Raw genomic sequence first — 23,756 nt, forward strand, 5'->3', positions numbered from 1 at the left:
CCCCCGGGCCGTCAGGGCCTGAGGACCAGCGTGTCCTGCGTCGAGGCCTCGACCGCCGCCTTGCCGTAGGACCAGTCGAGCAGCTCGCCCTCGGCCCATTTGTCGGTCTGGTCGGCGTAGTGCGAGTGGTAGGCGTGCCCCGAGGCGCCGGTCAGGTTGATCCAGCGGGACCTGTCCCAGTCGCCGACGTTGACGACCATCCGCATCGACGGCACCCAGACGACCTCGTAGCCGCCGGCCGCGTTCCAGCCGGTCGCGTTGACGGCTGCCTCGCCGCCGCCCAGGTTCCACGGGCCGCGGTTGAGCATCGCCTGGACGAAGCCCGGACCGGCGGTGCCGAGGGTCTGGTTCTTCAGCGTCAGCTGGTGCAGCCGGCCCCAGCTCCAGGTCGAGACGTCCTTGCCGAGCTTGGCGGTCAGCTCCCAGCGGGCGTCCTCCATGGCGCGGGCGAGCAGCTGGTCACGGTTCTCGGTGGCCTGGTCCGTGCGGTTGGCCTCGGTCTTCCACCACGCGTTGTCCACGTCCTTCAGGAGCGGGCGGACCACCTCGTACCAGCGGTCGCCGCCGTCCGGCTGCGCCGATTCGGCGTCGCGCTGGCCGCACTCCCGCACCAGCCTGTTCTGCTCGTCGACCGGTCCGGTGGAGTCGGCCGGGCGGACGTTGATGCAGTCGCCCTCGGCCCGCAGCTCCTTGGGCAGCTTGTCGCCGAAGGCGAGCTTGAGGACGTTGCGCCAGACCGCGTTGAAGTACGCGGCGGCGGCCGAGTCCGGCTCCTGGGTGTAGTCCCAGCCCTCCAGGAGCTTCTGCGCCTCGCGGACGTACGGGTCGGAGATGTCGATCTTCAGCAGGAGCGGGTTGAGCAGGGTCGCGATCTCGCTGCGGTTGTCGATCTGCATGGTCCGCATGTCGTCCGGCGAGATCTTTCCGCCGTCCTTGATCTTCGACTCGATGAGGTCGTTGATCCGCTGGCTGCGCGAGCCGTAGCCCCAGTCCCGGGTCAGCAGGTGGGGGTAGGAGCCGTCGACGACGGCCTGGTTCGCGGTGACGATGTAGCCGCGGTCGGGGTTCTCCTCGTAGGGCAGCTCCTCGTAGGGGAGGTAGCCCTTCCACTTGTACGCGGAGTCCCAGCCGGGCGCCGGAAGCGTGCCGTCGCCCTTCGCGCGCTCCGGGATCCTGCCGGGCGCCTGGTAGCCGATGGTGCCCTCGGTGTCGGCGTAGATCAGGTTCTGGGACGGGACCTCGAACTTCTTCGCGGCGGCGCGGAACTGCTTGAAGTCCTTGGCGCGGTTGAGTTCGAAGACGGCGTCCATGGAGGTCCCGGGCTGCAGGGCGGTCCACTGCAGGGAGACGGCGTAGCCGCTGCCGCGGTCGGGTGCGGCGTTGCCGACGGGGGCCTTCTGGCCGACCTTCTCCAGCTCGGAGGAGCGGTCGGAGACGAGTGGGCCGTGTTCGGTGGCGCGGACCGTGATCAGCCGGCTGCCACCGCCCGCGATCTTGATCGTCTCCTCGCGGGTGGTGAACGGCTTGGTGCGTCCGTCGACGAGGTATCCCTCGCCGCTGACCTTCTCCAGGTACAGGTCGGTGACGTCGGCGCCGAGGTTGGTGAAGCCCCAGGCGATGGAGTCGTTGTGGCCGATGATCACACCCGGCAGGCCGGAGAAGGTGTATCCGGCGACGTCGTAACGGCAGGTCGCGGAGACCGACCGGCAGTGCAGGCCCATCTGGTACCAGAGGGAGGGCATCTGCGGCGCGAGGTGCGGGTCGTTGGCGAGCAGCGGCTTGCCGGAGGTCGTGTACCGGCCGGAGACGACCCAGGAGTTCGAGCCGATGCCGTTGCCGTTCGGGCCGAGCAGGGCGGGGATGCCGTCGAGGGACTCGGACAGCTCGCCGAGCTGCGACCGCATGCCCTGGAGGGCGTCGTCGGCCGACCCCTCGGCGGAGCCGTCGGTGGAGCCGTTGAGGGAGGTGCCCGAGCCGCCGGTACCGCTGCCGTCGCCCGAGCCGTTCGCCTCGGCGCCCGGCTCGAACTCGCCCTTGTCCTCGTTGATCGCGCCCTTGTCGACGATCGGCTGGTGGAGCTCGTACGGGTACTGCGGGTACAGCTGCTTGATCTGCGCCGGGCTCAGCCGGCTCGTCATCAGCGAGCGGTCGATCTCGTCCTGCATGTTGCCGCGCAGGTCCCAGGCCATCGCCTTGAGCCAGGCCACCGAGTCGACCGGCGTCCAGGGCTCGATCGCGTAGTCGTGGGAGAACGCGAGCGCCGCGTATTCGACGGAGACGTCGGACGGGTCGCGGTCCTTGAGGTAGGCGTTGACGCCCTCCGCGTACGCCTGGAGGTTCTTCTTCGTCTCCGGCGACAGGACCTTGTCGTACTCCTGCTGCGCGACCCGGTGCCAGCCGAGGGTGCGCAGGAAGGCGTCGGTGTCGACCTGGCCCTTGCCGAACATCTCGGAGAGCCGGCCCGACGTCATGTGGCGCCGGACGTCCATCTCGTAGAAGCGGTCCTGGGCCTGGACGAAGCCCTGGGCGCGGAAGAGGTCGGCCTCGGTGTCGGCGTAGATCTGCGGGACGCCGTACGCGTCCCGCTTGACCTCGACCTGGCCGGAGAGCGCGTCGAGCCGGATGGTGCCCGTCGTCTGCGGGAACGAGCCCCGGACGGTGCTGACGCCCCAGTACCCGCCGTACCCGATGCCCGCGACCAGCGCGAGGACCAGGACGAGCACGATCAGGCGGGCGCGTCGCCCCTTCTTCTTCTTCGCGGGGGGCGCGGTCGTGTTGGAGGGCATCGCTGTCCTTCGAGGGGCAGGGTGGTCCTGGAGTACGGGAGCAACCTTAGGCGCAGGGGCGCGGCGGCCCGGACGCGGTGTCCGTGAGAGCGGCCTCCGGAGGCCCGCCGCCGCTCGTGACGACCCCGCCGAAGACCTCTCCCTTACCGGACTGACGATCGAGAGGACATCAGGAAGGCGTCAAGAAAACGTTAAAGATTAGGTAAGGTAACGAAGTGTCGGCTGCTGGAGGAACGATCCGGCTGCATGTGAGGGGAAGGATCGGCCACTGACTGTCCACCAGCTCAATGAACTCCTGCTCATCTGCTCGCTCGTGCTGCTCATCGCCGTGGCGGCGGTGCGGATCTCGTCCCGGAGCGGGCTTCCCAGCCTGCTGTTGTACCTCGGGATCGGGATCGCCATCGGGCAGGACGGCATCGGCAACGTCGCCTTCGACAACGCCGAACTCACCCAGGTGATCGGCTATGCCGCCCTGGTCGTGATCCTGGCCGAGGGTGGCCTGGGCACGAAGTGGAAGGAGATCAAACCCGCGCTGCCCGCGGCCGTCGTGCTGTCGACCGTCGGCGTCGCGGTGAGCGTGGGCATCACGGCCGCCGCCGCGCACTACCTGGTCGGCCTGGAATGGCGGCAGGCGATGATCATCGGCGCCGTCGTCTCCTCGACGGACGCGGCCGCCGTCTTCTCCGTCCTGCGCAAGGTGCCGCTGCCCTCCCGGGTCACCGGTGTCCTGGAGGCCGAGTCCGGCTTCAACGACGCCCCCGTCGTCATCCTCGTCGTCGCCTTCTCGACGGTCGGACCGGTCGACAGCTGGTACGTCCTGGTCGGCGAGATCGCCCTGGAGCTGGCCATCGGCGCGGCCATCGGCCTGGCCGTCGGCTTCCTCGGCTCCTTCGGACTGCGGCACGTGGCCCTGCCCGCCTCCGGTCTCTACCCGATCGCCGTCATGGCCATCGCGGTCGTGGCGTACGCGGCCGGCGCGATGGCCCACGGCTCCGGCTTCCTCGCCGTCTATCTGGCCTCGATGGTGCTCGGCAACGCCAAGCTGCCGCACGCGCCGGCCAACCGCGGCTTCGCCGAGGGGCTGGGCTGGATCGCCCAGATCGGCATGTTCGTCCTGCTCGGCCTGCTGGTGACCCCGTCCCAGCTGATCGACGACTTCTGGCCCGCGGTGATCATCGGTCTGGTCCTGACGATGGTGGCCCGGCCCATGGAGGTCCTGCTCAGCCTGCTGCCGTTCCGCATCCCCTGGCAGGAGCAGGCCCTGATGTCCTGGGCCGGCCTGCGCGGAGCCGTCCCCATCATCCTGGCCACGATCCCGATGGTCTCCGGGATCGAGGGCAGCGAGCGGGTCTTCAACATCGTCTTCGTCCTCGTCGTGGTCTACACCCTGGTGCAGGGGCCGACCCTGCCCTGGCTGGCGCGGGCGCTGAAGCTCGGCGACTCGGCGGAGGCCGCCGACCTGGGGGTCGAGTCGGCCCCGCTGGAGCGCCTGCGCGGGCACCTGCTGTCGGTCGCCATCCCGAAGGGCTCGAAGATGCACGGCGTGGAGGTGGCGGAGCTGCGCCTGCCGGCCGGAGCCGCGGTCACCCTGGTCGTACGGGACGACAAGAGCTTCGTCCCGGGCCCGGCCACGGTCCTGCGGCGCGGGGACGAACTCCTCGTCGTCGCCACCGACCCGGTACGGGACGCCGCCGAGCGACGGCTGCGGGCCGTGGGACAGGGCGGCAAGCTGGCCGGATGGCTGGGCACGGGCGGATCCACGGCGGTCAGCGCGCATCGGCGGCTCGGTCCGGGGGCGCGGCTCGGCCACGGCATGGGCGAGGGCCACGGCGGCCACGGTGAGGACCGCCCCCATCGGCCCATCCGCAAGCGAACGTCCGGTTAATCACAGGCATCAATTGCGGGGAGTAGGCGTTTTCCCAGGCGGGAAGACGCCTACTCCCTGTACCATGAAGGCACACTTAGATCGAACCAACTCTGCCTGACGCAGAGCTGGCGCGACCGTATGGCGGTCGAGACACCCCCTCGCAGTGGGGCTCGGCATCTACCGCAGTTCCGCGCATGAGGACAGCTCTCGGCGACACCCGCACCACCGTGCACGGGGCGCGCTACCAGGCGGCAGAAAGGCAAGGACCGTGGTGTCCACGGTCACTTCTGACACGCTTGAGACGTCGGTGACGTCCGCGCCGTCCGAGAACCACCCGGGCCCGGGCAAGGCCGGTACGGCGGCCGAGGCGGGCGACACCCGCCGGGCCGGACGGGCCGACAAGGCCGCGAAGCACTCCCGGGTCGCGACGACCGGTGAGGCCGGGAAGACCTCCGAGACCGGGGGAAGCTCCAAGGCCGGCAAGCGTGCCGGCTACGGACAGCTGCTGCGCACCCCGGGCGCGCTCTCCTTCCTGCTGCCCGGCTTCGCCGCCCGGCAGCCGTTCGCGATGCTGACGATCGGCATCGTCCTGCTCGTCCAGCACACCACCGGCTCGTACGGCAGCGCCGGCGCCGTCGCCGCCGTCACCGGCGTCTCGATGGCCCTGTTCGCCCCGCAGAGCGGCAAGCTCGCCGACCGCTTCGGCCAGCGCGCCGTGCTGCTCCCCGGCGTCCTGATCCACGCCGCCTCCGTCGTCACCCTGACCGTGCTGGCCCTCGCCGGCGCTCCCCTGTGGGCGCTGTTCCTGGCCGCCGTGCCGGCCGGTGCCTCCGTGCCGCAGGTCGGCCCGATGGTCCGTGCCCGGTGGGCGGCGAAGCTGGAGGGCTCGCCCCTGATGCCGACGGCAGCGGCCTTCGAGTCGGTCACCGACGAGTTCACGTTCGTCGTCGGCCCGGTCCTGGCGACCGCGCTCTGCACCGGCGTCCACCCCGCCGCCGGCCTGATCGCCGAAGCCTCGCTGACCCTCTTCGGCGGCCTGTTCTTCGCCGCCCAGCGCCGTACCCAGCCCGCCCACGGACTGGCCGCCGCAGCCGCCGCCGGACCGCGCGTCTCGGCGCTCTCGATCCCCGGCGTCCGGGTCCTGGCCGTCGCCTTCCTGGGCATCGGTTCCGTCTTCGGCGGCATGCAGGTCTCCCTGACGGCGTTCTCCGAGGAGATCGGCAACCCCGGCGCCAACGGCCTGCTGTACGGCGTCTTCGCGGCCGGCAACATGCTCGCGGGCATCGCGTGCGGCGCCGTCGCCTGGAAGATCGGCCCGCGCAAGCGCCTGATCCTGGGCTACGCCGGCCTCACCCTGGCGGCCTCGCTGCTCTGGTCCGTGCACTCCGTGGCGCTGCTCGCCGCCCTGGGCCTCGTGGTCGGCCTGTGCATCGCCCCGGCCCTGATCACCGGCTACACCATCGTCGAGACCCTGGTCCCTGCCACCGCCCGCACCGAGGCGTTCACCTGGCTCACCGGCGCGGTCGCGCTCGGCCAGGCCGCCGCCGTCACCGTCGCCGGACGCCTGGCCGACGAGCACGGCGCGAGCACCGGATTCCTGGTGCCGCTGGTCGGCACGGCCCTCGCGCTGGCCACCCTGCTCGCGCTGCGCTCGCGGCTGGCACCCCGGGCGTCGGGGCGACTCGCCGCACGTGGTATCGGTCACCGAGCGCCGGTGACGGTGGACTGATCCCGCGGAATACGTCACTATGGATCGTCGTTAGCACTCGATGAGTGTGAGTGCCAGGAGGAAGACAAGTGCCGACCTACCAGTACCAGTGCACCGAGTGCGGCGAGGGCCTCGAGGCGGTGCAGAAGTTCACCGATGACGCGCTGACCGAATGCCCGAGCTGCAAGGGACGCCTGAAGAAGGTGTTCTCGGCGGTCGGCATCGTGTTCAAGGGCTCCGGGTTCTACCGCAACGACAGCCGCGGCTCGTCGTCCAGCAGCTCGCCGGCGTCGAAGCCTGCCGCCGCCTCCTCCGGTTCGTCGTCCTCGGACGCCAAGCCGGCCGCCTCGTCGAGCGCGAGCTCCAGCACGTCGAGCGCGTCGAGCTCCTCGGGTTCCACGAGCTCCTCCGGCAGCAGCTCCAGCTCGGCCGCCTGACCGGGTTCTCACGACCCCACGGTTTTCACGGAAGCCCCATCGCCGAGCGCGGTGGGGCTTTCGCCGTCGCTCGGCGGATTCCGCCGTGGCGGACCCGACGCCCCCTTTAGTGTGATCGTCATGGCGACCAAGGCGTACGCGGACATCGGCGTGATCGGCGGATCGGGTTTCTACTCCTTCCTGGAGGACGTGACGGAGGTGTCCGTGGACACCCCGTACGGCAGCCCCAGCGACCTCCTCTTCCTCGGCGAGGTCGCCGGGCGGCGGGTGGCGTTCCTGCCCCGGCACGGCCGCGGCCACACCGTGCCGCCGCACCGCATCAACTACCGCGCCAACCTGTGGGCCCTGCGCTCCGTGGGCGTGCGCCAGGTACTCGGGCCGTGCGCGGTGGGCGGTCTGCGGGAGGAGTACGGGCCAGGCACCCTCCTCGTGCCGGACCAGCTGGTCGACCGGACGCGGACGAGGGCGCAGACGTACTTCGACGGGGAGCCGCTGCCGGACGCCTGGGGCGGCGCCGTACCGAACGTCGTGCACACCACCTTCGCCGACCCGTACTGCCCCGACGGGCGGCGGGTGGCCCTCAAGGCGGCCCGCGGGCGGGGCTGGGAGGCCGTGGACGGCGGCACGATGGTCGTGGTCGAGGGACCCAGGTTCTCGACCCGGGCGGAATCGCGCGACCACGCGGCGGCGGGCTGGTCGGTGGTCGGCATGACGGGGCACCCGGAGGCGGTCCTCGCCCGGGAACTGGGCCTCTGCTACACCTCACTCGCGCTGGTCACGGACCTGGACGCGGGCGCCGAGACGGGCGAGGGCGTCTCCCACACCGAGGTGCTGCGCGTCTTCGGCGAGAACGTGGGACGGCTCCGGGAGGTGCTGTTCGACGCGGTGGGCGCACTGCCGGACACGGCGGATCGGGACTGCCTGTGCACCCACGCGCACGACGGATGGGACCTGGGGATCCCGCTGCCCTGAGCCGCGGGGCTGGCGGGGGTGCCGGGCTTCCGGGGGGCGGGGGGAGCGCCGGTGGGTCACCCGGAGGGGTGAGCGGGTTGTCCACAGGGATCGGGCGATCCACAGGCGGGAGCGGCGGGCGGGTGGAGCCGGGAGGGTGGAAGCGGTTCTCCGGACGGTCCGGGGAACGGCTTGTGACCGGTGGTGTGCACCATGACGGGTTCTCCTCTCCCCTCCGTCCCCTCTCCTCCTTCCTCCTCCCCTTCTCTTCCTTCCTCCTTCCCCTCCCCTCCTTCGTCCTTCTCCGCCGCTTCACTGCCCGCGCGCTCCTTCTCGCCCGTTCCCGAGACGTGCGAGGTTCCGCGCTTCGAGCCGCTGCGGCCTCGCGGCGGCCCTCAGCGGCTGCGGCGGGCACTGCGGCGGAGGCATCGCACCCCGGCCGCGGTCCTCGCGCTGACCGCGGCGGCGCTGGCGGTGGCGGGGGCCGGGGAGGTGTCGGCCGACCCGCCGCCCCGGGAGGCGCGCGAACGACAACACCCGCCCGCGGTGCGGCTGGTGTCCGCTCCGGTGCGGATCGCGGACGCGGCGGCCGTGCGTCTGCTGCGCCCCGGTGACCGGGTCGACGTGATCGCCGCGCCCGACTCCCCCACGGGCGGCGGCGGGCGGCCTCGGGTGGTCGCCGCGGGCGCCCGAGTGGCCGAGGTGCCGACCGCCGACGAGACGCGTCCGGACGGTGGGGCACTGGTCGTCCTGTCCGTGCCGCGGCCGACGGCGACGGCACTGGCCGGGGCGGCGATCACCTCACCCCTGGCGGTGACCTGGTGCTGAATCGTACTGACAGCCTGTCAAGTAACCGGTGCGTGTCTGCGGATTGGACGCCCTCACGCCGATCACGGCGTAATGGGTTCACCAATGGCACATGCGACGAAAGGTATCCGGGTGACTCCGAAGAAGGAGAGCGTGCTGGCGGGCTTCAAGGCCTTCCTCATGCGCGGGAACGTGATCGACCTGGCGGTGGCGGTCGTCATCGGTGCCGCCTTCACCAACATCGTGAACTCGGTGGTGAAGGGCGTCATCAACCCGCTGGTCGGCGCCTTCGGCACCAAGGACCTGGAGAGCTACAAGTCCTGCCTCAAGGATCCGTGCAGGGTGGTCGACGGGGAGATGCAGGGCATCGAGATCCAGTGGGGTCTGGTCCTCAGCGCGATCCTGAGCTTCCTGATCACCGCGGCGGTCGTGTACTTCCTGATGGTCCTGCCGATGGCCAAAATCCTGGCCAGGCGGGCCGCGCACGACAAGGCGAAGGAAGGCGTCCAGGAGACCCTGGAGGTCAGCGAGCTGGAGGTCCTGAAGGAGATCAGGGACGCGCTGGTGGCCCAGCGCGGTCCGGGTTCCGCGCCCGGCTCCGACGCCGGTCCGGGTGCCGGCTCAGGCCCCGGCTTCGGCTCCGGCTCCGGCTCCGGGGGCGGAGCGGGGACGGGCACGGGGACGCACCCCACCCCCTGACCGACGGCTCGCGCCGGTCTCAGAGGTGGTGCGGCGGCTTCTCGTCGAGGAAGCGCGCGAGATCGGCGGCACTGTCACCACCGCCGGGAGGCCGCTCGCCCCACCCGCGGTCCGTATCGTCCGCGGACTGCTGGTCCAGCGGATCGTCGAAGACCAGGGCCGGCGCCGGTCGCGTACGAGGATCGTCGTCGGACTGCTTCGCTGCTCGCGGGCCGTGGGCGGGGGCGGTACTCATGGAACCAGGGTACGCCGGTAATCCGGCCGTGTACCCGGATGATCAGCGGTCCTTCGGGTCGAGCGCCCACAGCCCGAGCACGACGAGGAACGACAGGACCAGGAAGCCCGCGCCCCACCAGGCGGTGCCGGTGTCGCCGGACATCCACTCGTCGACCACGACCGTCAGCCCCCAGAGCTGGCCGACGACCACGGTCAGGGCCAGCACCAGGCGCGCCGTGAGCTTGGAGGAGCGCTCCGGCTCCTGTTCCGTACCGGCGCCCGGGCCCGGGCCGGTGTGCCGGATCCGCGGGTCGCCGTAGCCGCTGGTGGGCCGGATTTGGGGATAGCGCTCGTGGACCGGACGGTTCAGCCGCGGCTTGCTGCTGCCCGGGGTGTAGGCCGGCCCGGACGGCACGTCGGCCGCGCCGGGGCCGCCCGGGTCCTGGGGGAAGGGGGTGTCGCTCACGTCCGTGCCGTCCTCTCCGGTGCCCCGCCGGCCGAGGCTCCCGGGCAGCCGAAGCGCTCGGCGAGGTCCGGCCGGTCCTTGACCAGACCGCGGCAGAGCCCTTCCTCGACACTCTCGCCGGACCGGGTGGTGCCCACCGCCCAGACGCTGCCGTCGGTCTCCTCCACGAGGATCACCTTCGGCAGTGCCCGGGGTGGCGGGCCCGCGGTCACCTCTCCCGTTCGGGCGTCGAAGACTCCCTCGTGGCACGGGCAGTACAGCTCGCCCTCGCCGCCCCGGTCCTTGCGCCACAGCACGGCGCAGGCGAGGTGGGTGCAGACGGCCGAGTAGCCGGCGAGGGTGCCGTCCTCCAGGCGGATCGCGACCGCCCGGTCCTCCTGTTCGGGGTAGCGGAAAGCGATCGCCTCGCCCGGCGGCAGCCGGTCGGCGATCTTCTTCGGCTCAGGTGTGCCGTCGCTGTCGCCGTGGCGGTGCAGGATGCCGGAGGCGACGCCGACGCCACCGACGGCCAGGCCGCCGGAGACCGTGGCGACGATCCGCAGGTAGTCGCGGCGGGTGGTGAGGGCGTCGGCCGCGATGCGGTCGTGGAGCGCCTCCTGGGCGGCGTCGGTCGCCCCGGGGCCCTCGGCGGAGGGCGGTGTGGTGACGCTCATCGGACGTCCATCCGATGGGAGCCGCCGTCCCCGCCCGTGTTCGTTCCGCGCACGTCCACTCCGTTGATCTCGACGACGGGAAGCCCTCCGGGGACCGGCCACCGCACCTTGTCGGCCGGGACGACCATCGCCACGCCGGTGGTGACGGTGGTGGTGCCGAAGGTGAAGGAGTCGGCGACCTGGACGCCGGGGCGTTCCGCCTGGAGCTCCTCCAGGGTTCCGTAGAAGAGGGCGCCGGTGGGGCAGACGGTGGCGCACATCGGGGCGAGGCCGTAGGCGGTGCGGTCGTAGCAGAGGTTGCACTTCATCTGGAGCTTCGCCTGGAGGTCGATCTTCGGGACCCCGAAGGGGCAGGCGTTGACGCAGTTGGCGCAGCCGATGCAGCGGGTGGTGTCGGCCTGCTGCACCACGCCGTCGGCGGTGACCAGGATCGCGTCGGCGGGGCACACCTCGGCGCACGGGGCGACGGGGTCCTCGCAGTGCATGCAGACGGTGGGGAGGGAGGCGACGGAGTGGCCCTCGTCGGGGTAGTCGAGATGGATCATCGACTTGCCGCGGTGCGAGTCGCATTCACGGCAGGCGGAGACACACGCCTGGCAGCCGATGCAGCGCCCCGGGTCGATGAAGATCGTGCGGCCCATCATGAGCGTCCGTCAGCTCCTCTCCGAGGTGCCACGGCCCTGGGGGGACGTGGGGGGCAGGGGGTCGGTGCGGGAGATTTGGGTCCCCGGGTAGGCGAGGTGCCCGGGGGCGGTGGGCGGCGCGGGGACCTCGTCGATCCGTTCGGCGGCCTCGATCCGGGCGGCGCAGACCTTGTACTCGGGGATCTTGGAGCGGGGGTCGAGGGCGTCGATGGTGAGCGCGTTGGCCGCGGTGGGGACGGGCCAGTGGTAGGGCACGAAGACGGTGTCGGGGCGGATCGCCTCGGTGACGAGGGCGGGGAAGACCTCGCTGCCCCGGCGGGTGACCACGCGGACGGGGTCGCCGGAGCGGAAGCCGTGGGAGGGGTGGACCTCGACCCAGGGGCGGGGGGTCTGTTCGACGAGGGCGCCCAGACGGCGGGTCTGGTTGCCGGAGAGGAAGTGGGCGACGGTGCGGCCGGTCGTGAGCGAGAGGGGGTACTCCTCGCTGTACGGGTCCATGGGCGGGTGCCACTCGACGACCTGGAGGTGGACCTTCCCGTCCGGGTGGTAGGTCCTCCCGTCCTCGAAGAGGCGTGGGGTGCCCGGGTGCTCGGTGGTGGGGCAGGGCCAGGCGATGCCGCCGGTCTCCTCCAGGCGTTCGTAGGTGATGCCGTAGTAGTCGTTGACCGTGCCGGCGGAGGCGACGCGCAGCTCCTCGAAGACGGAGCGGGAGTCGGGGAAGGCGAACTTGTCGCCGGCCCCGAGGCGTCTGGCGAGTTCGCAGATGACCCAGGTGTCGGTGCGGACCCCGGCGGGAGGCTCCTGGGCCTTGTTGTGCTTGACGACCCGGGCCTCGGCGTTGGCCATGACCCCTTCGTCCTCGGCCCACACGGTGACGGGGAAGACGACGTGGGCGTTGGCGGCGGTCTCGGAGAGGAAGAAGTCGAACTGGGCGTGGAACTCGGTGGCGTCGTAGCCCTGTTTCACGGTCGCGTAGTTCGGGAGGGAGACGAAGGGGTTGTTGCAGATGCCGATCAGGCCGCGGATCTCCCGGCGCTGCATCTGCCAGACCATCTCCATCATGGAGGTGCCGGCGGCCGGGAGTTCGGACTCCTCGATCCCCCAGATCTCGCAGATCTGGCGGCGGTGCTCGGGGTTCATGATCGAGCGGCCGCCGGGGAGGAGGTCGGACTTCTGGCCGTGTTCGCGGCCGCCCTGTCCGTTGCCCTGGCCGGTGATGGTGCCGTAGCCGGCCCCGGGCTTGCCGATGTTCCCGGTGGCGGCGCAGAGGTTGATGATCGTGAGGCAGTTCTCGACGCCCTGGGAGTGGTGTTCGACGCCGCGGGCGTGCCAGGCCATGGCGCGGCCGGCTCCGGCGAACATCCGGGCGGTCCGCTCGATCTGCTCCCGCGGGATTCCGCAGATCTCGGCGGAACGGGACGGCGGATAGTCGGCGACGGTCTCCTTGACCTCCTCCCAGCCGGTGGCGTGGGCGGCGAGGTAGGCCTCGTCCGCCAGGCCCTCCTGGACGATGACGTGCAGGACGGCGTTGAAGAAGGCGGAGTCGGTGCCCGGCTTGAGGGCGACGTGGAGGTCGGCGGTGCGGGCGATCGCCGTCTCCCGGGGGTCGACGACGATCAGGGTGGCCCCCCGGTCGCGGGCGCCCCACAGGTACTGCGTCATCACGGGGAAGCATTCGCCGACGTTGGAGCCGGCGATGAGGAGGCAGTCGGTGAGGAGGATGTCGGAGAAGGGGTTGCCGGCCCGGTCGATGCCGAAGGCGAGCTTGTTGGCTCCGGCGGCGGAGACCATGCACAGGCGTCCGTTGTAGTCGACGTGCTTGGTCTTCAGGGCGACGCGGGCGAACTTGCCGACGAGATACGTCTTCTCGGAGAAGAGGCTGGCCCCGCCGAGGAGGCCGAAGGCGTCGTTGCCGTACTCGTTCTGGATGCGGCGGATCTCGGCGACGGTGAAGTCGAGCGCCTCCTCCCAGCTCGCCTCGCGGAACGGCTCGTCGCGGCTGCGGCGCATGAGGGGGGCGGTGAGCCGGTCGGGGTGGTTGACCTGCTGGTAGGCGTTGATGCCCTTGGGGCACAGCCGCATCCGGTTGATGTCGTGGTTGCGGGGTTCGACGCCGAAGACCTTGCCCGCGCGGTCGACACGCAGGTACATCCCGCACTGGACGCCGCAGAAGCAGCAGTGGGTGGGGACGAGCGTCTCGCCGTCCTGGTCGGCGCGCCAGCGGTCCGCGGGGATGCCGCCGGCGTCGCGGAAGGCGCGGGTGCCGGGCGGGGCGATGGTGGGATCGAGCGGAGGGCGCCGGCTGCCCGCGTGCTGCTGCGTCACTTGTAACCCTTCTTGACGTGGGTGAGGTAGGCGTTGCCGCGCAGGACGCGTTTGCAGCGGGGGCAGTACTCGGCCCATGCGTCGAAGCCGAGGTCGAGGTCGCGCATGGTGCCCCGGAGGTTCTCGACGTACGGGGCGGTGTCGATGGGTTCCTCGCAGCGACGGCAGGCGAGGACCGCTTCGTCCTTGCCGCGGGAGGTGTACTTGAACAGCTGCATGCCGACGGCGGCGGGCCTCTGGACGATGTGGAAGAACTTGCCGAACGGGATGTAGACGAGGGTGAAGACCACCGAGACCATGTGCAGGATCGCGAGGAACTCGTAGCCGCCGCCGTGCAGGAAGATCGACGAGAAGGTGAGGAGGAGTCCGGTCACGGAGATGACGATCAGGGCGATCAGCGGGACCAGGTCGTAGGCGAAGCGCTGGCCGGTGATCGCGCCGCGGTCCTTCATCCGGCGCCACAGGAAGTACGAGGCGCCCGGGATGACGAGGACGGCGGCGATGTCCAGGCCGTGGAACATCAGCCAGCCGACGATGTTCAGCGAGTCGAAGCCGAGGATCTTGAAGCCCCAGATCCGCATCTCGTAGCCCGGCCCCGTGCCGCTGCCCGAGGTGAACGTGAACCAGCCCCAGGTCAGCGGGAAGGTGATCAGGGCGGCCAGCACGCACCCCCAGAAGATCAGCTGGTGGGCGGCCCAGCGGGCGTGCGAGCGGGCGCCGAGGAACTTCTGGAGGCCGAGGTAGGTGGCGATCATCTTGGGCAGGGCGGTGGGGGCCCGGCGGAAGTTGGCGGCCGAGAAGAAGGAGCGCCACCCCTGCTTGAACAGCCGGCGGGCGCCGGGCGCGGAGACCCAGACCGTGTACCGGTAGGCGACGCCGAAGGCGAGGAAGACGGTGGCGACGGCGTACGGCAGGAGCGCCGAGTCGAAGTCCCGCAGGAACCGGCTGCCGAGGACGATCGCGACGATCAGCAGGACGGAGACGGCGGCCCCCGCCAGCGAGGCCCGGCGGCGCACGGCCGAGGGGGTCTGGACGACGGGCGCGGGGGCCAGCGGTGGCTCGGTCACCCGGTCACGGTAGGGCGGTATGTACCCCCTGAGCCCGTTTTGAGGGGCGGGTGGGTGAGCGTGTCGCTCGGATGGCGTTCAGGCCGCAGGAGCGGAGGACCGCACGGATCATCGCGCTCCGCTCCGGGCTCGGCGAGGGCGTGACGGGGAGCGGGGAGATGCCCGGCGCGCGTGGATGCGTGAAGGCCCGGACGCGTGGGTGCGCGAGGACGCCTGAGCGTGGGTGCGCGAAGCCCCAGACGCACCGGGGGCCGTTGCGGGAGGCGGGCCGGGTCGAGCCGGTCGGCCGGGCGCCCCCGGGGGCGTCGCACGTGCCCCTCCGCGCCGACGCCGTTGCCAGAGGCGGCCGGGTCGAGCCGGTCGACCGGGCGCCCCCGCGCCCCCGCGCCCCCGCAGGCGTCGAACGCGCCCCCGCGGCCGGGTCCCGCTCACCCGCCCACGGGTGAAACCCGGGGCGCCCGAGGGCGCCGAACCGTTCCGCGCCCCCCGCTCTGGTGTGCTGGAGCGCATGACGCAACCGCTCCTGCCCCTCACCGCGCGCTCGCGCGACGAGGCGCACCGTGCCGCCACCCCGCTCGAGCTGTTCTTCGACCTCTGCTTCGTCGTCGCGGTCGCCCAGGCAGGCGCCGAGCTCGTGCACGCCGTCGCCGAGCACCACGCCGCCGACGGCGTCACCCACTACGCGATGGTCTTCTTCGCGATCTGGTGGGCCTGGATGAACTTCACCTGGTTCGCCTCCGCGTACGACAACGACGACGTCCTCTACCGCGTCGCCACCTTCGTCCAGATCGCCGGCGTCCTCATCCTCGCCGCCGGCGTCTCCCGCGTCTTCGAGGACGACTTCCTCGTCACCGTGCTCGGCTACGCGGTCATGCGGCTCGCGCTCTCCTTCCAGTGGCTGCGCGCCGCCCATCACGCGACGGACTCCGCCGAGCGCACGATGTGCCGCCGGTACGCGGGCGGGGTGATCCTCTGCCAGATCGGCTGGACCGCTCTCCTCTGGGCTCCCGAGCCCGTCCGCCCGTGGATCTTCCTCGTCATGGTCGTCGCCGAACTGGCGGTCCCGGCGTACGCGGAGAAGGACACCCGCACCCACTGGCACGCGCATCACATCGCCGAGCGCTACGGCCTGTTCACGATCATCGTGCTGGGCGAGACGATCGCGGCGGCGACGGTCGCGGTGAAGGCGGGGATCAGCGAGTACGACGCGCTCGGGGAACTGCTCCCCATCGCCGCGGGCGGCCTGCTGATCGTCTACGCGGCCTGGTGGATCTACTTCGCCGCCCCCGCCCACGTCCGCCTCGTCTCCAACCGGCGGGGCTTCCTCTGGGGGTACGGCCACTACCTCATCTTCGCCTCCGCCGCCGCGATCGGCGCCGGCATCGAGATCGCCGTCGAGCAGGCCGTGGGCAAGGCCCACCTCTCGACGCTCGCCGCCTCCTCCGCGGTGACCGTCCCCACCGCGCTGTTCCTGCTCTGCGTGTGGCTGCTCCACGCGCGCTACTTCAAGGTCGGCATCGCCCAGCAGCTCGTCCTGCCCGTCTCGGCCCTCGCGATCCTGATGTGCACGTTCGCCGGCGACTGGGCGGTCCTGGCGGCCGGGGTGGTCGCGGCGGCGACGGTCGCGGTCGGCGTGACGCTGACCGCACGCCACCCGGCCGGACACAGGAACGCCTAGGGGGAGGTCCGGAGGGCGCCGGGGCCCGCTCGGGGCGCGGGGCCGTACGCCCTGGTATCCCGAAAACGCCGTGATCCTGGAGGGGGCGCCGTGGTACCCAAGGGGTCATGACGAAGCACGACACACTCACGGACGTGGCAGGGCTTCGCGTCGGCCACGCGCGCGTGGCCGGGCCGAACGCGCTCAGCGGCACTACCGTCGTCCTCGCCCCCGAGGGCGGGGCCGTGGCGGCCGTCGACGTCCGGGGCGGCGGCCCCGGCACGCGGGAGACCGACGCGCTGGATCCGCGCAACGTCGTCCAGCGGATCGAGGCCGTGGTCCTGACCGGCGGCAGCGCGTACGGGCTGGAGTCGGCGGCCGGGGTGATGACCTGGCTCGAGGAACAGGGACGCGGGGTCCGGGTGGGTCCCGACCCCGCGCACGTGGTCCCGGTCGTACCGGCCGCCTGCGTCTTCGACCTGGGCCGGGGCGGCGACTTCACCGCCCGACCGGACGCCGCCACGGGGCGGGCGGCGGTGGAGGCCGCGGCGGCGACCGGTCTCCACGCGCGCGTGGAGACCGGCGCGGTCGGCGCGGGCACCGGGGCCGTCGTCGGCGGGCTCAAGGGCGGGGTCGGCACGGCGAGCACGGTCCTCGCGTCGGGGATCACGGTCGCCGCCCTCGTCGTCGTCAACGCGGTCGGCTCGGCGGTCGATCCGGAGACCGGCGTGCTGTACGGACGCTATCTCCAGGGCCGCCCGGAGTACCCGGAGCCGGCCGTCCACGAGGCGGCGCGCCGACGCCTCGCCGAGGCGGCCGCCGTCTCCCCCGCCCCGCCCCTGAACACGACGCTGGCGGTCGTCGCCACCGACGCCGTCCTCACCCGCGCCCAGGCGCAGAAGCTCGCGGGCACGGCGCACGACGGCATCGCGCGCGCCATCCGTCCCGTGCACCTCCTCAACGACGGCGACACCGTCTTCGCCCTCGCCACCGGCGATCGGGAGCTGCCCGCCGAAGCCGGACCGCTCGCCCTGAACGACGTACTGGCGGCGGGTGCGGACACGGTGACCCGGGCGATCGTGCGGGCGGTGGAGGAGACGGCCGAGGGCGTGTCCGGGCCGGGTGGCGACTTTCCGGCCTACCGCGAGCTGTACGGGCCCGCCGCCACCGACTCCCGTGACAGGCAGGGAAGTTGAAACACCGACGGTGGGGCGCGCGGGAACTCGCCATACGCCCCCGTCGTTTTCCCGAACGCCGGACACGATGTCAGACCCAGGGACTACGTTAAGCAAGCACCAAGTGACATGCGGCGACGGCCTGGAGACCCTCTTGAACGATCCGCGGGATCCACACGATCCGTACGAGACGACCGAGACGCACGTGGAGCGCCTTCTCGGACGGGCGCTCAACTCCTTCGATCTGCCCGACACGACCGTCGAGCGCCTGGAGACGGCGCTCGCCCACTCCAGCGCGCTGCATTCCTCGCACCACAGCGCGTCGCTGCACCGCACCACCCACCGCCACACCTATCTGCTCGCCGACGGCACGGCCCTGACGCTGTGGGAGCTGGTCCACAACGCCGGCCGGGACGGCGCCGAGCATCACGAGGTGTACACCGAGGAGGCCGAGGCGCGGCTCGCCGCGTCCCGGCTGCCGGCCGCGCTGGACCCGGGCTGGGGCGCGGGCCGCGCGGACGGGCTCGACATCGGCCTCGACGACGACATGGAGCCGCTGAGCATGTTCCTCGCCCGTCCCATACCGGCCCAGCCCCGGATGTACGCGCCGGACAACTCCGCGGACCACGCGCGCCGGGTGCTGCGCCGCGCGGAGAACGCCGACCGGCCGGGCGAGGAGACCGCACGGCGGCTCCGGGTGGCCTTCGCGCACCACATCACCCAGGCGTTCGGGCGCCAGTGCACGGTGGAGAGCGTCCGGGGCCCCGGCTTCACGCTCTACGAGCACGCGTTCCTGCTGCTCGACGGCGGCGAGCTGAGCCTGTGGGAGGTCGAGCACACGGCGACCCCCGACGGCCGCCACATGTGCGAGGTGTACGAGAGCGAGCACGCGGCCCGCGAGGCGATGGAACACCGCGCGCGGGTCCGCTAGGAGGACACCCGACCGGAGCCGTGACCGGGTCCGCCCCGGTCACGGCCGCCTCCGCCTCCGCTTGCCCCTCCGCTTCAGCTTGCGCTTCCGCTTCCGGCGGCGGGGGCCGGGGCCGTCGCGGCGGCGGTGGTCACGGCGGCGGCCGCGTGGGGGATGGAGGAGAGCCTGCGTACCGCGAACTCGCGGTTGGTGCGGGTCTGCTCCCGGTACGCCTCGGGGAGGTCCGGCATCGCGAGCAGCCGGTCGCATGCGGCCAGCGAGCCCGCGGCGTCGCCGGCCCAGTACGCGGTGATCGAGTACTCGAACAGCAGACCCCAGCGGTAGATCCACGGCTGGAGGAACAGCAGGTCGTCCGGTGGTTCCCGGTCGAGGGCCGCGGTGACGACGGCGTGGGCGCTGTGGTGGCGGCCCATGCGCCGGAGCCGCGAGGCCAGCTCGTAACAGGCTTCGAGGCGCTGCGGGCGGGCCTCCCAGGCGCGTGACAGGGTGTCCATCGCCGACGGCCAGTCACCGGAGTCGGCCTTCAGGATCCCGGCCTGGAGCAGTGCGTAGGAGACCTCCTCGTCCCAGCCGCCCATGCGGGCCCGGCGCTCGTAGAGGTCGATGGCCTCGGCGGCGCGGCCGAGGTCGCGCATGGTCTGGGCGAGGTAGAAGACCGTGCGGGTGTCGGTGGGGTTCCGGTCGAGCTCGGCGCTCAGCAGCCGGGCGTCGCGTTCGAACTTGTCGTGCCGTGAGCCGCCGTCGGCGAAGTCCTTGATGACGAGCGCGTCCAGGTTCTCGCTGACGTGGTCCCGGTCCGCGGTGAGGTACTCGTGGGTGACCCCCTCGTACCGCCACGGCATGTCACCCCTGACCAGGCGTTTGATGCGGTACTCCAGCGGTCCGGCGTGCCGCAGCAGATACGCGTCGGCGGTGAGCGCCGGCAGGGGCCCGGCCCGCTCGACCACCAGGTCGGCGTCGAGGAGCAGCAGGTAGTCGGCCCGGCCCCTGGCGTGCCGGATGTTCAGGCTCCGGTTGTGCCCGAAGTTCACCCACGGCTCCTCGCGCAGCTCGCCGGGGATGCCGTCGAGCGCGTCGCGGATCAGCCGCTGGGTGCCGTCCGTCGAGCCGGTGTCGGAGATGACCCAGGTGTCCACCAGGTCACGGACGGAGGCGAGACATCGCTCGATGACGCGTGCCTCGTTCTTGACGATCATGCACAGGCAGATCGACGACTTCACGGCAACACGGCTCCAGGGGGACGGGGACGGACGACCTCATGACCGGGTGACCTTACGAACGCGGCGCTAGCGCCCTCTCACGGCACGCCGGAAGGGGGCGTGGCGTTCGCTCCCGCGCACGCGTCCATTCGGTGGGACGCGTAGGCCAGGGAGTTGATTGGCCCTCAGGACCCTCAAGGGGACCCGAACACGATCCGATGACCTCGAAGGGAAGTCCGAACAGACTTCCACCGCATCGCTCGAACCGGTTACGAAGGAGCACATGTATGCGTCCTGATCTCAGGACCAGGTCCTCTCTTGGCCCGCTCGCCCGACGCCGTCCCTGGATCGCCGGCGGGGCCGTCGCCTCGCTCGCCCTCGTGCTCACGAGCATGACGGCTCCCGCGATGGCCACACCCCAGCTGCCGGCGCAGCCCGCGGGCGTGAACGCGGGTCCGACGACCGAGGAGTGCCCGGACGGCCCGCCGCCCCACCACGAGGACGGTCCCCCGCCGCACCACCAGGACAGCCCGCCTCCGCACCACCAGGACGGTCCCCCGCCGCACCACGAGAAGGAGCGGATCCGGGACTACGTCGAAGGGCACCTGAGCAAGTTCCAGCAGCAGGGTCCGCAGCAGGCCCGCACCCTGCACGACGAGTGCAAGGAAGGGAAGCCCGGCCCCACCGGTCCCACGGGTCCGACGGGTCCGCAGGGCCCCAAGGGCGACACCGGCCCGACCGGCCCGCAGGGCCCGGCCGGCGGCGGCGGCACCGGCCCCACGGGTCCGCAGGGCCCGGCGGGACCGCAGGGCCCCCAGGGTCCGCAGGGCCCCGGCGGTGGCGACACGGGCCCGACGGGTCCGGCAGGACCGGCAGGACCGGCAGGGCCCGCGGGACCGGCGGGACCGGCAGGACCGACGGGCCCCGCGGGACCGGCGACGTGCCTGGACATCGACGCCCACCGTCTCGAGAACAGCCGCGAGGTCAAGGGCGTGGTCAACAACGGTGACGTCTTCGCCGGCATCCGGGACCTGACGTCCGAACCCACGGAGTTCGTCTGGACCCCGCTGCCCGGCGCGCCTGAGGGCGCCTGCGCCGTCTCCATCGCCGAGCAGGCCAACACCGTCTCGATCGAGGTTCTCACCACCGGCGGAGAGGTGTGGGAGTACCAGTGCGTCGTGGACACGGGGAACGAGAACGAGCTCGACTGCTCGGAGGGCTCGTGGGTCGAGCTCACCAATCCCGGTGGCACGGCGACGACCAACAGCGCCAACCGCTTCCTCGGCAAGACGATCGTCTCCGGCAAGGTGACCCACGCCGCGAAGGCCAAGAAGTGATCTGATCCGGGAGCGTTTCGACCCGGAAGACACCGGAGGGGCGGTGCGCGCCGAATGCGCACCGCCCCTTTCGGCGTCGAGGGACCCGATCCGTACGTACGGTCAGGCCGTCACGACCATCCACCCGACGTGCGGGTACCCGCCTTCCCCCGTCGTACTCCTACCGGCTGAGCGCCGGCTCCTTCGTGGGCTCGTCCGTCGCCGGACCGTCGGCCGGCGGCCCGTCCATCGGGCCGTCCTCGTCGGCCGACGCCTCCGCGCCCTCGACGTGCTGCTTCGGCTTCGCCGGCAGGGCGAACATCACCAGGAAGATCACGGCGAGCACCGCGACCACCCATCCCAGCGCGTTCTGGAAGGCGTCCGCGAAGGCCGTCCCGATCTCGCCCGGGGCCCGCGCCAGGCGCTCCTCGTCGATCACGCCGTAGAAGACGACCGACACGAGGCCGAGGCCGAGCGCGTTGCCCATCTGCCCGGTGGTGTTGATGAGGCCCGACGCCGAGCCCGCGTGTTCCCTGGGGACGTCCGACAGCACCGCGTCCGTCAGCGGGGCGACGATGAGCCCCATGCCCAGGCCCATGATCACCAGCGGGGCGATCATCTGCCAGGAGTGGATGGAGGTGCCGTACCGCCCGGCCTCCCACAGGTAGAGCAGCACGCCCGCCGCCATCGTCAGCGCGCCCGCCTGGAGGACCTTGCGGCCGAAGCGCGGCACCAGCTTCTGCACCGACAGGCCGGCCGCGGTGGAGACGGCGATCGAGAACGGGACGCCGGTCAGGCCGGCCTTGAGGGGGCTCCAGCCGAGCCCGATCTGCATGTACAGCGTCCAGACCAGGAAGAAGATGCCCATCACGACGCCGAAGGTCAGCTGCACCGCGATACCGGCCGCGAAGCTCTTCACCCGGAACAGCGACAGCTCGACGAGCGGCGAGCCGTCCTTCCGCGTCTTGTACTTCTCGTACGCGACGAGGACGCCGAACACGACCAGGCCGCCCGCCATGCACAGGTGGCCCCAGAGCGGCCAGTCCAGCTCGCGGCCGCGGGTCAGCGGGTAGATCAGCATCAGCAGCGCGAGCGTGACGAGCAGGACGCCGACCAGGTCCAGCCGGAGCGCCTTGGGCGCCTTGGACTCGATGATGAACTTCCGGCCCAGGAGCAGGCCCGCGATGCCGACCGGCAGGTTGATGAGGAAGATCGGCCGCCACTCCAGGCCGAAGAGGTTCCACTGCGTCAGCAGCGCGCCGAGCAGCGGTCCCGAGACGGCCCCGAGGCCGATGATCGCGCCGAACAGGCCGAAGACCTTGCCGCGCTCGTGGGCCGGGAAGGTGACGTGGACGATCGACAGGACCTGCGGGACCATCATCGCCGCCGCCGCGCCCTGGAGGAGGCGGGAGGCCACGAGGATCTCCGGGCTCGCGGCGAGACCGCAGAGCGCGGAGGCGAGGGTGAAGCCCGCGGTGCCGAGGAGGAACAGCCGCTTGCGGCCGTAGATGTCACCGAGGCGGCCTCCGGTGATCAGACCGGCCGCGAACGCAAGGGCGTATCCGGCGGTGATCCACTGGATGGCCCCGAACGAGGCGCCGAGGTCGCGCTCGATGCTGGGGATCGCGATGTTGACGATCGTGGCGTCGACCAGGTCCATGAAGGCGGCGGTCATGACGATGGCGAGGGCTATCCAGCGCCTTCGGTCGGTGCCGGGGGCGGGACTCGTACCGCTGTCGGCGGCGCTGCCGCCGATGTCGCTGCTGCCGGGGCCGGGACCGGTGGCGTCGTGTGAACTCATGGTCCGAAGGTAGACAGCATGTAGGTCGGTTCGTGTCCTAGATGGACGGCATCCTGGAACGCATGACGGACACTCCCGCACGACTGCTGACGCTGCTGTCACTCCTCCAGACCCCGCGCGAGTGGCCGGGCAGCGAGCTGGCCGAACGGCTCTCGGTCTCGCCGCGCACGATCCGGCGCGACATCGACCGGCTCCGGGAGCTGGGCTACCCGGTCGAGGCGTCGAAGGGCGCGGTGGGCGGATACCGCCTGGTGGCCGGGGCGGCCCTGCCGCCGCTCGTCCTCGACGACGAGGAGGCGGTGGCGATCGCGGTGGGCCTGCGAGCGGGAGCGGGCCATGCGATCGAAGGGGTGGAGGAGGCGTCGGTGCGTGCCCTGGCGAAGCTGGAGCAGGTGCTTCCGTCGCGGCTGCGGCACCGGGTCTCGACGCTGCAGCACGCGACGATCCCGCTGACCCGGGGGGACGGGGCCACGGTCGCGCCGTCCACGCTGACGGCCCTGGCAGGGGCGGTGACCGGGCAGGAGAAGATGCGCTTCGGCTACCGCGCGGGGGACGGCACGGAGACGAAGCGGCTGGTGGAGCCGTACCGGCTGGTGTCGACCGGGCGGCGGTGGTACCTCGTGGCGTACGACCTCGGGCGCGAGGACTGGCGGACGTTCCGCGTCGACCGGGTGACGGACCCGTTCGCGACCGGCGCCCGGTTCGCGCAGCGCGAGCTGCCGGCGGGGGGCGCGGCGGAGTACATGACCCGCTCGATGGGCCGGGGCCACGCCCAGCCGGAACTGGCGCTGGAGGTCGATTTCGCCGCCCCCGCCTCGTTCGTGGCCGCGCGGCTTCCGGCGCACCTGCCGCCCACGCCCACGGGCCCGGACTCCTGCAGCCTGCGCGCCCGCTGCACCGACTCCGTGGAGTGGGTCGCCGTCCGTCTCGCCCTGGTGGACTGCGACTTCACGATCCTCGCGCCGGACCCGCTGATCACGTACGTACGGGATCTGTCGGGCCGTCTGGGCGCGTCGGTGCGCTGACGGCGGGCCACCGCGCCGAAGCCCGG

The 23,756-nt window shown here is 71.8% G+C and carries 20 protein-coding genes; 11 read left to right on the plus strand and 9 right to left on the minus strand.

The genetic code is table 11. The features are described from left to right. Positions 1–11: 11 nt before the first annotated feature. Positions 12–2,786 carry a penicillin acylase family protein gene (locus tag ACZ68P_RS24130; RefSeq protein ID WP_471009459.1) on the minus strand — a complete coding sequence of 925 codons (2,775 nt, stop codon included), beginning with the start codon at positions 2,784–2,786 and terminating at the stop codon, positions 12–14. 313 nt (positions 2,787–3,099) lie between these two features. On the opposite strand from ACZ68P_RS24130, the gene ACZ68P_RS24135 reads away from it, so the two are divergent. The 6 genes from ACZ68P_RS24135 (at position 3,100) to mscL (ending at position 9,255) form a co-directional block, all read left to right on the plus strand. Continuing rightward, positions 3,100–4,671 (plus strand): potassium/proton antiporter, encoded by a 1,572-nt coding sequence (locus tag ACZ68P_RS24135; protein WP_471009462.1) that lies wholly within the window; start codon positions 3,100–3,102, stop codon positions 4,669–4,671. A 484-nt stretch (positions 4,672–5,155) separates the two neighbouring features. Continuing rightward, positions 5,156–6,382 (plus strand): MFS transporter, encoded by a 1,227-nt coding sequence (locus ACZ68P_RS24140; RefSeq protein WP_471009743.1) that lies wholly within the window; start codon positions 5,156–5,158, stop codon positions 6,380–6,382. Between the two features lie 68 nt (positions 6,383–6,450). Further along, complete coding sequence (locus ACZ68P_RS24145; protein ID WP_471009463.1) at positions 6,451–6,798, plus strand: FmdB family zinc ribbon protein; 348 nt, start codon at positions 6,451–6,453, stop codon at positions 6,796–6,798. A gap of 120 nt (positions 6,799–6,918) precedes the next feature. Further along, entirely contained in the window at positions 6,919–7,770 is an 852-nt protein-coding gene (locus tag ACZ68P_RS24150) for an S-methyl-5'-thioadenosine phosphorylase (protein WP_471009464.1), read from the plus strand. Between the two features lie 192 nt (positions 7,771–7,962). Beyond that, positions 7,963–8,577: a hypothetical protein gene (locus ACZ68P_RS24155; protein ID WP_471009465.1), complete on the plus strand. Its 615-nt coding sequence runs from the start codon at positions 7,963–7,965 to the stop codon at positions 8,575–8,577. 111 nt (positions 8,578–8,688) lie between these two features. Continuing rightward, positions 8,689–9,255, plus strand: a complete 567-nt coding sequence (gene mscL / locus ACZ68P_RS24160; RefSeq protein ID WP_471009467.1) for a large conductance mechanosensitive channel protein MscL — start codon at positions 8,689–8,691, stop codon at positions 9,253–9,255. Positions 9,256–9,274: 19 nt separating this feature from the next. Here the strand turns inward: mscL and ACZ68P_RS24165 are convergent, their stop codons facing one another. From ACZ68P_RS24165 to ACZ68P_RS24190, 6 genes are read right to left on the minus strand one after another with little or no spacing between them, the layout of a single operon-like run. After that, positions 9,275–9,490, minus strand: a complete 216-nt coding sequence (locus ACZ68P_RS24165; protein ID WP_365715801.1) for a hypothetical protein — start codon at positions 9,488–9,490, stop codon at positions 9,275–9,277. 42 nt (positions 9,491–9,532) lie between these two features. After that, complete coding sequence (locus ACZ68P_RS24170) at positions 9,533–9,937, minus strand: DUF6755 family protein (RefSeq protein ID WP_471009470.1); 405 nt, start codon at positions 9,935–9,937, stop codon at positions 9,533–9,535. After that, the gene (locus ACZ68P_RS24175) at positions 9,934–10,590 is read right to left on the minus strand and encodes a QcrA and Rieske domain-containing protein (protein WP_471009473.1); all 657 of its coding nucleotides are present in this window, start codon (positions 10,588–10,590) and stop codon (positions 9,934–9,936) included. Before ACZ68P_RS24175 ends, ACZ68P_RS24170 begins: the two co-directional genes overlap by 4 nt. Then, positions 10,587–11,234 (minus strand): 4Fe-4S dicluster domain-containing protein, encoded by a 648-nt coding sequence (locus ACZ68P_RS24180; RefSeq protein WP_471009475.1) that lies wholly within the window; start codon positions 11,232–11,234, stop codon positions 10,587–10,589. Before ACZ68P_RS24180 ends, ACZ68P_RS24175 begins: the two co-directional genes overlap by 4 nt. Positions 11,235–11,243: 9 nt before the next feature. Next, positions 11,244–13,559 (minus strand): molybdopterin oxidoreductase family protein, encoded by a 2,316-nt coding sequence (locus tag ACZ68P_RS24185; RefSeq protein WP_471009477.1) that lies wholly within the window; start codon positions 13,557–13,559, stop codon positions 11,244–11,246. After that, positions 13,556–14,626 carry an MFS transporter gene (locus ACZ68P_RS24190; RefSeq protein ID WP_471009479.1) on the minus strand — a complete coding sequence of 357 codons (1,071 nt, stop codon included), beginning with the start codon at positions 14,624–14,626 and terminating at the stop codon, positions 13,556–13,558. Before ACZ68P_RS24190 ends, ACZ68P_RS24185 begins: the two co-directional genes overlap by 4 nt. A gap of 508 nt (positions 14,627–15,134) precedes the next feature. Here ACZ68P_RS24190 and ACZ68P_RS24195 point away from each other — a divergent pair. The 3 genes from ACZ68P_RS24195 (at position 15,135) to ACZ68P_RS24205 (ending at position 18,389) form a co-directional block, all read left to right on the plus strand. Further along, positions 15,135–16,304 (plus strand): low temperature requirement protein A, encoded by a 1,170-nt coding sequence (locus ACZ68P_RS24195; protein ID WP_471009480.1) that lies wholly within the window; start codon positions 15,135–15,137, stop codon positions 16,302–16,304. A 107-nt stretch (positions 16,305–16,411) separates the two neighbouring features. Then, positions 16,412–17,479: a P1 family peptidase gene (locus ACZ68P_RS24200; RefSeq protein WP_471009482.1), complete on the plus strand. Its 1,068-nt coding sequence runs from the start codon at positions 16,412–16,414 to the stop codon at positions 17,477–17,479. Between the two features lie 67 nt (positions 17,480–17,546). Next, positions 17,547–18,389, plus strand: coding sequence for a DUF6227 family protein (locus tag ACZ68P_RS24205; RefSeq protein ID WP_471009484.1), 843 nt, complete (start codon positions 17,547–17,549; stop codon positions 18,387–18,389). 74 nt (positions 18,390–18,463) lie between these two features. Here ACZ68P_RS24205 and ACZ68P_RS24210 read toward each other — a convergent pair whose 3' ends face one another. Further along, on the minus strand, positions 18,464–19,609 hold the full coding sequence (locus tag ACZ68P_RS24210; protein ID WP_471009486.1) for a glycosyltransferase: 1,146 nt from the start codon (positions 19,607–19,609) through the stop codon (positions 18,464–18,466). A 266-nt stretch (positions 19,610–19,875) separates the two neighbouring features. Between ACZ68P_RS24210 and ACZ68P_RS24215 the strand changes: the two genes are divergently transcribed. Further along, entirely contained in the window at positions 19,876–20,925 is a 1,050-nt protein-coding gene (locus ACZ68P_RS24215) for a hypothetical protein (protein ID WP_471009487.1), read from the plus strand. Positions 20,926–21,085: 160 nt separating this feature from the next. Here ACZ68P_RS24215 and ACZ68P_RS24220 read toward each other — a convergent pair whose 3' ends face one another. Then, on the minus strand, positions 21,086–22,579 hold the full coding sequence (locus ACZ68P_RS24220) for an MFS transporter (RefSeq protein ID WP_471009744.1): 1,494 nt from the start codon (positions 22,577–22,579) through the stop codon (positions 21,086–21,088). 188 nt (positions 22,580–22,767) lie between these two features. Here ACZ68P_RS24220 and ACZ68P_RS24225 point away from each other — a divergent pair, with 188 nt between their 5' ends. After that, entirely contained in the window at positions 22,768–23,730 is a 963-nt protein-coding gene (locus tag ACZ68P_RS24225; RefSeq protein WP_471009488.1) for a helix-turn-helix transcriptional regulator, read from the plus strand. The last annotated feature ends 26 nt before the right edge of the window (positions 23,731–23,756 follow it).

Source organism: Streptomyces sp. NPDC036822, from assembly GCF_055609145.1.